12 protein-coding genes and 1 pseudogene are annotated in these 9,219 nt (G+C 71.8%); 4 read left to right on the forward strand and 9 right to left on the reverse strand.

Annotation, left to right across the window (positions count from 1 at the left end; all coding sequences use genetic code 11):
- Positions 1-151: 151 nt before the first annotated feature.
- The 8 genes from B0E54_RS20755 to B0E54_RS20790 all read right to left on the reverse strand — a co-directional run bounded on the left by B0E54_RS20755 (position 152) and on the right by B0E54_RS20790 (position 4,946).
- Positions 152-760: a hypothetical protein gene (locus tag B0E54_RS20755; protein WP_234587261.1), complete on the reverse strand. Its 609-nt coding sequence runs from the start codon at positions 758-760 to the stop codon at positions 152-154.
- Positions 761-856: 96 nt separating this feature from the next.
- On the reverse strand, positions 857-1,306 hold the full coding sequence (locus B0E54_RS20760; protein WP_234587263.1) for a GNAT family N-acetyltransferase: 450 nt from the start codon (positions 1,304-1,306) through the stop codon (positions 857-859).
- Positions 1,307-1,319: 13 nt separating this feature from the next.
- Complete coding sequence (locus B0E54_RS20765; RefSeq protein ID WP_203150761.1) at positions 1,320-1,718, reverse strand: Fur family transcriptional regulator; 399 nt, start codon at positions 1,716-1,718, stop codon at positions 1,320-1,322.
- A complete protein-coding gene (locus B0E54_RS20770) occupies positions 1,715-2,014 on the reverse strand; it encodes a metalloregulator ArsR/SmtB family transcription factor (RefSeq protein WP_007463903.1) in 300 nt (99 codons plus the stop codon). The genes B0E54_RS20765 and B0E54_RS20770 overlap by 4 nt, the downstream gene beginning before the upstream one ends.
- 42 nt (positions 2,015-2,056) lie before the next feature.
- Positions 2,057-2,923 (reverse strand): metal ABC transporter permease, encoded by an 867-nt coding sequence (locus B0E54_RS20775; protein ID WP_234587265.1) that lies wholly within the window; start codon positions 2,921-2,923, stop codon positions 2,057-2,059.
- A gap of 2 nt (positions 2,924-2,925) precedes the next feature.
- Positions 2,926-3,687 (reverse strand): metal ABC transporter ATP-binding protein, encoded by a 762-nt coding sequence (locus B0E54_RS20780; protein ID WP_234587267.1) that lies wholly within the window; start codon positions 3,685-3,687, stop codon positions 2,926-2,928.
- A complete protein-coding gene (locus B0E54_RS20785; protein ID WP_234587271.1) occupies positions 3,684-4,634 on the reverse strand; it encodes a metal ABC transporter solute-binding protein, Zn/Mn family in 951 nt (316 codons plus the stop codon). Before B0E54_RS20785 ends, B0E54_RS20780 begins: the two co-directional genes overlap by 4 nt.
- Before the next feature lie 54 nt (positions 4,635-4,688).
- Positions 4,689-4,946, reverse strand: a complete 258-nt coding sequence (locus B0E54_RS20790) for a hypothetical protein (protein WP_234587274.1) — start codon at positions 4,944-4,946, stop codon at positions 4,689-4,691.
- A 29-nt stretch (positions 4,947-4,975) separates the two neighbouring features.
- Here B0E54_RS20790 and B0E54_RS20795 point away from each other — a divergent pair, with 29 nt between their 5' ends.
- From B0E54_RS20795 to dusB, 4 genes are all read left to right on the forward strand, one after another.
- Complete coding sequence (locus B0E54_RS20795; RefSeq protein WP_234587277.1) at positions 4,976-5,317, forward strand: antibiotic biosynthesis monooxygenase; 342 nt, start codon at positions 4,976-4,978, stop codon at positions 5,315-5,317.
- Between the two features lie 24 nt (positions 5,318-5,341).
- A complete protein-coding gene (locus B0E54_RS20800) occupies positions 5,342-5,821 on the forward strand; it encodes a hypothetical protein (protein WP_234587280.1) in 480 nt (159 codons plus the stop codon).
- Positions 5,822-5,935: 114 nt separating this feature from the next.
- The gene (locus tag B0E54_RS20805; RefSeq protein ID WP_234587283.1) at positions 5,936-7,315 is read left to right on the forward strand and encodes a glycine--tRNA ligase; all 1,380 of its coding nucleotides are present in this window, start codon (positions 5,936-5,938) and stop codon (positions 7,313-7,315) included.
- A gap of 64 nt (positions 7,316-7,379) precedes the next feature.
- Positions 7,380-8,552, forward strand: a complete 1,173-nt coding sequence (gene dusB / locus B0E54_RS20810; RefSeq protein WP_308195385.1) for a tRNA dihydrouridine synthase DusB — start codon at positions 7,380-7,382, stop codon at positions 8,550-8,552.
- Positions 8,553-9,096: 544 nt separating this feature from the next.
- Here dusB and B0E54_RS20815 read toward each other — a convergent pair.
- Positions 9,097-9,219, reverse strand: a pseudogene (locus tag B0E54_RS20815) (phytochelatin synthase); the annotation flags it as partial.

A 9,219-nucleotide genomic window follows, 5' to 3' on the forward strand; every position in this document is an offset into this window, starting at 1 on the left:
GCGCGACCAATCTCGCCGATCTCGCACTTTCGGTCGCTGACTTGTCCTGTTCTGCCCCTTATACCGCGACAGAATCTGCAAGATCGCGGGTGCGGGTGCGGGTGCGGGCGCGGGTGCGGGTGCGGGGTGCGGGGTGCGGAGTGTGGGTGGGTTAGCGGCCTTTGTTGCGCAGGCCGAGTTGGCGTAGCTCCAGCGCGGCCAGGGCCTCGACAGTCTCGTCGTCGCCGCGTCGCCACGCCTCGGCGACGTCGGGAGCGATCCGGGTCAGCCGGCCCAGCGGCTGGGTGGCCAGCGCGCGTAGCGCGAGCAGATCCCGCCCGGCCGGCCCGGCAGCCAGCTTCGCGGCCGATCCGGCGCGGCGCATCCACCGCAGCCGCAGCGGCAGCCAACCGAAGAGCACCAGCCCGAGCGGGAAGATCAGCACCGCGACGGTGAGGGCGAGGGCGAGCTGGTCGACCAGGTGCTGCTGCTCCCGGCCGGCGTCGGCGAGCCCGCGGGCGGCGTCGGCGGCCCGCTGGAAGGGCGCGGTCAGCTCGTCACCTACCAGCGGCACCCGCCGGACCTTGCCGCCGGCGTCGGCGAGGTTGTCGGCGAGGCCACCGCCGGCGCCCTCCAGCTTCTGCCCGGGTACGGCGAGCTTCTGCACCAGGCCGTGCAGCCACAGCGCGGCGCGGATTGCGACGTACACCCAGGCGACGACGAGCAGGTCGGTGAGCAACTGTCGGACGGCGGTCGGAAACCGATCGGCGTAGATCTTCACGCCAGCAGCGTGCCACGAACGCGCCGGGACCGGCACCCGCCGGATCAGCTGCCGGAGGATCCGACGTGAACGATGCGATTACCTGTCACGCCGCGATCAGGCGAGCCGGAGGTCCACGAACGGCACGGTGTCACCGGGCAGGACGTACCGCTCGATCTCGACGAAGCCGTGCTGTCGGGCGAACCGCAGGCCGTCGTCGTTGGAGGCCAGGACGACAGTGTCGATGACCTGTGCGCCCAGATCGCGTGCCCTCGCCAGCCCTCGCTGGTAGACCTGCTCCCCGTAGCCGTGCCGGCGATGTCCCGGCAGAACCCGTGCGATCACGGTCGCCGCCGCCGCGTCGGATTCCGGGGGTCGTACCGTCGAGCACCCCACCGGCGAGCCCTCGACGTACGCGACCTCGAGGATGTTCCGCTGGGCGCGCACGACGATCTCGTCGACCGACAGCGCGGCCGTGGGGATGATCAGATTGTGGATGTACTGCCAGTCGAGCAGGGCTGCTTCGTTACCTACCGATTGCACCGGCCTGAACTGAAGGTCTGACACGGCCCCAGGCTAGTCACCGGACGCAGGCCGGGCAGGTGCCGAAGATTTCCAGGGTGTGGCTGACGTCGGCGTAGCCGTGCTGCGCGGCGACCCGGTCGGCCCAGCTCTCCACTGCAGGGCCGGCCACCTCGACCGTACGTCCGCAGGCCCGGCAGACCAGGTGGTGGTGGTGCCCTTCGCTGCACCGGCGGTAGAGGTGCTCGCCGCCCGGCGGGCGCATCACGTCGATCTCGCCCGCGTCGGCCAGCCCTTGCAGGGTGCGGTAGACAGTCGTGAGGCCGACCCGTTCGCCGCGTTGCCGGAGCATCGCGTGCAGGTCCTGGGCGCTGTGGAAGCCCTCCATCTCGCCCAGCAGCGCGCTCACCGCCGAGCGCTGCCGGGTGTTGCGCACCGCCGCGCCGCTCTCGCTCATGATCCCTCCCCGGCGTGACTGACCGCGTCCGCCACGATGTGCGCGACGTGCTCGTCGACGAGGCTGTACGCGATCTCCCGGCCCCGGCGGGAGCCCCGCACCACGCCCGCGCCGCGCAGCACCCGCAGGTGCTGGGACACCAGCGGCTGTGCCGCGCCCAGCTTCTCCACCAGCTCGTGCACGCACCGCTCGCCGCCGGCCAGCTCGCTGACGATGGCCAGCCGGATGGGCGCCGACAGGGCCCGGAGCAACTCGCTGGCTCCGTCGAAACCCTCGTAGCCTGTTGCGCTGGTCATCTTGCAACGGTAACCAATACCACCGACATCCGCCGATCAGGCTCAGTGCAGCACTACCTCGTGTGGTTCCGGCGCCGGTACGGGGGCCGGTGCGGTGCGGCGGCGCACCGCCCGCCAGACGGCGCCAGCCACGGCCACCACCAGGAACGAGGCGATCGCCAGCAGCACCACCGAGGCGCCGGGCGGGGTGTCGGCGGTGGCCGCCACCCAGACGCCGGACCCGGCGGCGAAGAACCCGAGCGCCATCGCGGCGGTCATCGTGCTGCGAAAGCCCCGGGTGACCTGCTGGGCGGTGGCCACCGGAACCACCATCAGCGCGCTGATCAGCAGCACCCCGACGGCCCGCATCGCGATGGTCACCGTGACCGCGGTGGTGACGGCGATCAGCAGGTTGAGGGTGCGTACCGGCAGGCCGGACACGCGGGCGTACTCCTCGTCGTGGCTGATCGCGAAGAGCGCCGGCCGCAGCACGATCATGGTGATCAGGATCGCCGCGCCGAGCACTCCGACGGTGATCAGGTCGGCCATCGAGGTGGAGAGCAGCGACCCGAAGAGGTAGGCGTTGAGGTTGGCGCTTGTCGCGTCCGAGAGGCCGACCAACAGCACGCCGCCGGCGATGCCGCCGTAGAAGAGCAGCGCCAGGGCCAGGTCACCGGACGTCCGCCCGCGAGCGCGGACCACCTCGATGGCGATCGCGCCGACCGTGGCGACGATCACCGCCACCAGCACCGGCGAGCGGTTGAGGAGCAGGCCGGCGCCGACGCCTGTCAACGCCACGTGGCCGATGCCGTCGCCGATCAGCGTCAGTCGGCGCTGCACCAGGTAGATGCCGAGCGCCGGCGCGGCCAGGCCGATCACCAGCGCGCCGATCAGGGCGCGCTGCATGTAGGGGTACTGGAAGAGTTCCATGGTCAGTTGCTCCACAGCCCGGCGGGCTCGTCGGGACCGTGCGGGTGCACGTGGTCGTGGTCGGGCTCCGCGTGGTGGCCGGCCGGGTCCGGAACCGGACCGTCGTGACAGACGCCGCCCTGGTGGACGACTACCGCCCGGCTGATCACCGGTCGCAGCGGGCCCAACTCGTGTGCCACCAGCAGCACCGTCCCGCCGTCGGCGACGAAGTCGCGCAGCGCGCCCGCGAACGCCTCCTGGCTGGCCGCGTCCACCCCGGCGGTGGGTTCGTCGAGGATCAGCAGCTCCGGCCGGCCGGACAGCGCACGGGCGATCAGGGTGCGCTGCTGCTGACCGCCGGAGAGGGTGGACACCGGGTCGGCAGCCCGGTCGGCGAGCCCCACGGCGCGCAGGGCCGCGTCGACGGCGGCCCGGTCGGCCGCGCCGGGCGGGCGCAGGATCCCCCGGCGGGCCAGTCGGCCGGACGCCACCACCTCGCGGACGGTGGCGGGCACGCCTCCGCCGGCGCCGAGGCGCTGCGGGACGTACCCGATGCGTTGCCACTGGCGGAACTGGCGCAACGGCCGGTCGAAGAGGGTGATCGAGCCGGCGCTGAGCGGCACCAGGCCGAGGATCGCGCGGATCAGCGTGGACTTGCCGGAGCCGTTGGCGCCGAGCACGGCGACCACCTCCCCGGCGGTCACGGTGAGCGAGACGTCCCGGAGCACCGGGCGGCCGTCGTAGCCGACCGCGCCGTGCTCGACGGTGATGACGGGAGTGCTCACGAGCAGCTCAACGCCGTCCGCAGGGTCTGCAGGTTGGTACGCATGACCGAAAGGTAGTCCGAGCCGCTGCCTGCGGCGAGTCCTTCGATCGGGTCGAGCACCGCGGTCTTCGCGCCGACCTGGCCGGCGATGGTCTCGGCGACCTTCGGGCTGACCAGCGCCTCGAAGAAGATCGTGCTGGCCTGGTGCGCCTTCGCGTCCTCGATGACCCGGGCGAGCCGCTGCGGCGAGGGCTCGACGTCCGGGCTCAGCCCGGTGATGCCGACCTGTTCGAGCCGGTAGCGGTCGGCCAGGTAGCCGAACGCGGTGTGGCTGGTCACGATCTCCCGCCGCTGGCAGGTCGCGAGGCCCTGGGTGAACTCGCCGTCGAGGGCCGTCAGATCGGCACGCAGAGCCGCGGCCCGGGCGGTGTAGTCGGCGGCGTGGTCGGGGTCGACCTCGCCGAGCCGCTGGGCGAGCTGGTCGCCGATGGCGGCGAGCCGGGTCGGGTCGAGCCAGACGTGCGGGTCCTTGGCGTGCGCGTGCTGCTCCTCGCCCTGCTCCTCCTCGCCCTCGTGGTTGTGGCCGCCGGCGCTCGCGTCCAACAGCGGCTGCACGCCTGCCACGTCGAACACCGGGGCGTCGTCGTCCTGCGCGACAGTCTCGTCCACCGCGGGCTGGAAGCCCTTCAGGTAGACGATCAGCTCGGCCTCGGTGACCTGACCGACCTGGCGGGGGCTCAGCTCCAGGTCGTGCGGCTCGGCGCCCGGCTTGGCCAGGTTGGTCACGTGGACGGCGTCACCGCCGATGCGCTCGGCGAGGAACTGGAGTGGGTAGAACGCGGCCACCACGTCGACCCGTTGGGGATCGGCGCCGGCCGCGCCGCTGGTGGAGCAGCCGGCGACGGCGCCCAGGGCGAGCAGGGCGGTCGCGGCGGCCAGGACGCGGGACGTGGTGCGGTTGGTCATGTCCCCAACTGTCCGTGGTAACGACAATGATTGTCAAAAACGCATGCTTGCATGTCAGAGCAGCTTCGCCAGGCCCACCGTGATCAGGAGAGTCAGCATCAGCAGCCGGATCAGCCGCGTCTGTGGCGCCTGAACCGACCAGGTGGTCGCCAACAGGGCGATCAGGGCGGCGGCGAGGGCCAGCGTCAGCAGAGCGCCGACCACCCCCGGCGTGAAGAACGCCACCAGCACCACCACCAGGGTGAGCAGGAACACCGACGTCGGGTTCGCCCCGGCCAACCGGGCCAGCAGGGGGCGCTGCGTACGCTGCATCCCACAGACTCTACGAGGAGGAACCCCCGGTGCTGGTGACCAACCGGTTCGTGGTCGACGTCGATGTCGCCGACGGCTTCACCGAACGGGCGCACGCCGCCCTCACCGCGCTGGCCGCCTGCCCCGGCTACCTGCGCGGCCAACTGGTCCGGGCCCTGGACGACCCCCGGTACTGGACGCTGCTCACCGAGTGGGAGTCGGTAGGCACCTACCGGCGGGCGCTCGGCGCCTTCGAGGTCAAGGTCAGCGCGGTGCCGTTGCTCGCCCAGTCGGTCGACGAGCCGTCCGCGTACGAGGCGCTGGCCAGCGCCGCGCCCGGGGGAGCAGTGGTGGTAGCCGAGAGTGATCGGGCCGCTGGTCCTTACCGCTGAGCCGTCGGGCACTACCCTGCTCCTATGACCGCACCCGCCCCGCCGCCCGGTCCCGGTGTGGCTCCGCCGTTCGCCGCGCCGCCCACCGAGGGCCGCCGGACCCGGCTCTGGATCGGCCTCGGCGTCGGCGCCCTCGCCGTGCTGCTCTGCTGCGGCGGCGGAGGCACGGCAGTCGTCGGCCTGGCCGTGAGCGGCGTGCAGGCGGTACGCGAGCAGGGCCGCACGGTGACCGGCGACTACTACCAGGCGCTCGTCGAGCGAAACTACGGCCGGGCGTACGACCAGCTCTGCGACGACGCGCAGCGGCGCGAGTCCCGCCCCGAGTTCGAGCGGCGGGCGGCCGCCGAGCCGCAGGTCACCGCGTTCCGGGTGGGTGAGGTGGACACCACCAACCTGACGGTCCCGGTCGACGTGACCCTCGACGGCGGCGACCGGGAGCGGCAGCAGGTCAGCCTGGGCCAGGACGGTCAGACCGGCGGCATGGAGGTCTGCGGGGTGAGCTGACCCGCCCCCGGTATTCTGCTGGGCTCGGGACGCCGGTGGTCGTACCGTTGGCCCGAACCGACCGATCCATCCACATCTCGCCCCCGCCGACCGCCAGCCGGCGTAGGAGGAAACATGCCAGCCGACCGTATCGACGCCGTCGTCAGCCTCGCCAAGCGCCGAGGCTTCGTCTTCCCCTCCAGCGAGATCTACGGAGGCACCCGATCGGCGTGGGACTACGGTCCGCTCGGCGTGGAGCTGAAGGAGAACGTCCGCCGGCAGTGGTGGAAGACCATGGTCCAGCAGCGCGACGACGTCGTCGGCCTCGACTCCGCCGTGATCCTGGCCCGCAAGGTGTGGGAGGCGTCCGGCCACATCGCCGAGTTCGTCGACCCGCTCACCGAGTGCCAGTTCTGCCACAAGCGGTTCCGGGCCGACCACATCGAGGAGGCGTACGAGGCCAAGCACGGCCACGCGCCCACCTCGCTCGCCGAGGTCAACTGCCCCAACTGCGGCAACAAGGGCACCTTCACCGAGCCGAAAATGTTCAACGGCCTGATGAAGACGTACCTGGGCCCGGTGGAGAGCGACGAGGGGATGCACTACCTGCGCCCGGAGACCGCCCAGGGCATCTTCGTCAACTACAAGAACGTCGAGACGGTCGCCCGCAAGAAGCCGCCGTTCGGCATCGCGCAGACCGGCAAGTCGTTCCGCAACGAGATCACCCCGGGCAACTTCATCTTCCGGACCCGCGAGTTCGAGCAGATGGAGATGGAGTTCTTCGTCGAGCCGGGCACCGACGAACAGTGGCACGAGTACTGGCTCCAGGAGCGCTGGAACTGGTACCTCGACCTCGGGCTCTCGGCGGACAACCTGCGCCTGTACGAGCACCCTGCCGAGAAGCTCTCGCACTACTCGAAGCGCACCGTCGACATCGAGTACCGCTTCCAGTTCGGCGGCACCGAGTTCGCCGAGCTGGAGGGTGTCGCCAACCGCACCGACTTCGACCTCTCCACGCACAGCAAGCACTCCGGCGTCGACCTGTCGTACTTCGACCAGACCAAGGGCGAGCGCTGGATGCCGTACGTCATCGAGCCGGCCGCCGGTCTGACCCGCGCGGTGCTCGCCTTCCTGCTGGAGGCGTACGACGAGGACGAGGCGCCGAACACCAAGGGCGGCGTGGACAAGCGCACGGTGATGCGGTTCGACCCGCGGCTCGCCCCGGTGAAGGTGGCAGTGCTGCCGCTGTCGCGTAACGAGGCACTGTCGCCCAAGGCCAAGGACCTCGCCGCGCTGCTGCGCAAGCGCTGGGTGGTCGAGTTCGACGACTCGCAGGCGATCGGCCGCCGCTACCGCCGGCAGGACGAGATCGGCACCCCGTTCTGCGTGACAGTCGACTTCGACACGCTTGACGACAACGCCGTGACGGTGCGGAACCGGGACACCATGGGCCAGGAGCGCGTCTCGCTGGACCAGGTCGAGCGCTACCTGATCGAGCGCCTCCCCGGCTGCTGAGACGGTGGGTACGGGGCCCCGGCCGACGCGGAAAGCGCCGGTCGGGGCCCCGTACACTTGTGCGGTGACCGCCTCGACCGTTCCCGTGCTGCGCCCGTTGGCCCTCGGGCCGTACCAGGTGTCGCCGCCGGTGGTGCTCGCGCCGATGGCCGGCATCACGAACGTCGGGTTCCGCCGGCTCTGCCGCGAGCAGGGCGGCGGCATCTACGTCTGCGAGATGATCACGACCCGTGCGCTTGTCGAGCGCAACCCGAAGACGCTCCGCATGATCGCGTTCGGCGACGACGAGCAGCCGCGCAGCCTCCAGCTCTACGGCACCGACCCGGAGGTCACCGCCGCCGCCGTGCGGCTCGTCGTCGAGCGCAACCTGGCCGACCACATCGACCTCAACTTCGGCTGCCCGGTCCCCAAGGTCACCCGGCGGGGCGGCGGAGCGGCGCTCCCGTGGCGACGCCGGCTCTTCGCCCGCCTGGTGCGGGCCGCGGTGGATGCCGCCGCACCCTCCGGGGTGCCGGTCACCGTGAAGATGCGCAAGGGCATCGATGACGACCACCTGACGTACGTCGAAGCGGGGCTCGCCGCCCAGGACGCCGGCGTCGCCGCGGTGGCCCTGCACGGGCGTACGGCCGCGCAGCGCTACTCGGGCACCGCCGACTGGGACGCGATCGCCACCCTGAAGCAGGCCCTCGACGTGCCGGTCCTCGGCAACGGCGACATCTGGGAGGCCGACGACGCGCTCCGGATGGTCGCGCACACCGGGGTCGACGGCGTGGTGATCGGTCGGGGCTGCCTCGGCCGGCCGTGGCTCTTCGCCGACCTGGAGGCCGCCTTCACCGGCCGGCCCGAACGGCGTCTGCCCACCCTCGGCGAGGTGGCGGTGACCATGCGCCGGCACGCCGAGCTGCTCGTCGACCAGTTCGTGGCCGGCGCCCGCAACCCCGCGCGGGGTGAGCGCGACGGCTGCACCGACTTCCGCAAGCACGTCGCCTGGTACCTGAAGGGCTTCCCCGTGGGCGGCGAGCTGCGCCGTTCGCTGGCGATGATCGAGAGCCTCGCCCAACTCGACGACCTGCTCGGCAAGCTCGACCCGACCGAGCCGTTCCCGGTGGCCGCCCTGGGTCAGCCGCGCGGGCGTACCAACTCGCCGGGCAAGGTCTCCCTCCCGGACGGCTGGCTGGCCAGCCGCGACGACGACACCGTCCCCGAGGGCGCCGAGATGGACGACTCCGGCGGCTGACCCGCACCGGCTAACCCGCACCGGCTGGGCGGCGCGGGCTGGGCGGTACGGGCTGCGCCGTGGCCGCGAGTGGCCTACCGGCTGGGCCGCATGGGCTGGGCCGCATGGGGGCTGGACCGCACGGGCTGCGCCGTGGCCGCGAGTGGCCTACCGGTTGGGCCGCACGGGCTGCGTCGCACGGGCTGGGCCGTGGCCGCCGGTGGCCTACCGAAGCCCCGGTCGGGCCATGCGCCGCGAGCTGCCGGTCGTGCGTGCCGACGCCGGCGCTGATGTGGCTCCGATGCCCAAGGGGGACTTTCCCTACCCGCGCCGCCGCGGGTCGGCTCGGTCGTCCAACCGTAACGCCGCAGATCTTGGACAGTTTCCGTTAGCTGCTAACGGAAACTGTCCAAGATCTGCTCACGTCCTGGGCAAGTGGGCTGAGGAACCGGGCCGTTCGGCGCGGGGCGGAGGCGCGCTTCGCGGCCGAATGACCCCGGGCATGCCGAAAGGGCCGGACCCCACGATCGGGGTCCGGCCCTTTCGGTGTGCGTTGGTGCGACGGTCAGCTGGTGGCGTAGCCGCGGGTGGCGATCCAGTCGGCGAGGTGTTCGACGGTGACCTGGTAGGAGGCGGTGTTGGGGTCGGCGGAGTCGGCGATGGTGACGGTGGTGCCGTTGTCGCGGTA

The organism is Micromonospora sp. MH99, from assembly GCF_021442385.1.
Classification (GTDB): domain Bacteria; phylum Actinomycetota; class Actinomycetes; order Mycobacteriales; family Micromonosporaceae; genus Micromonospora.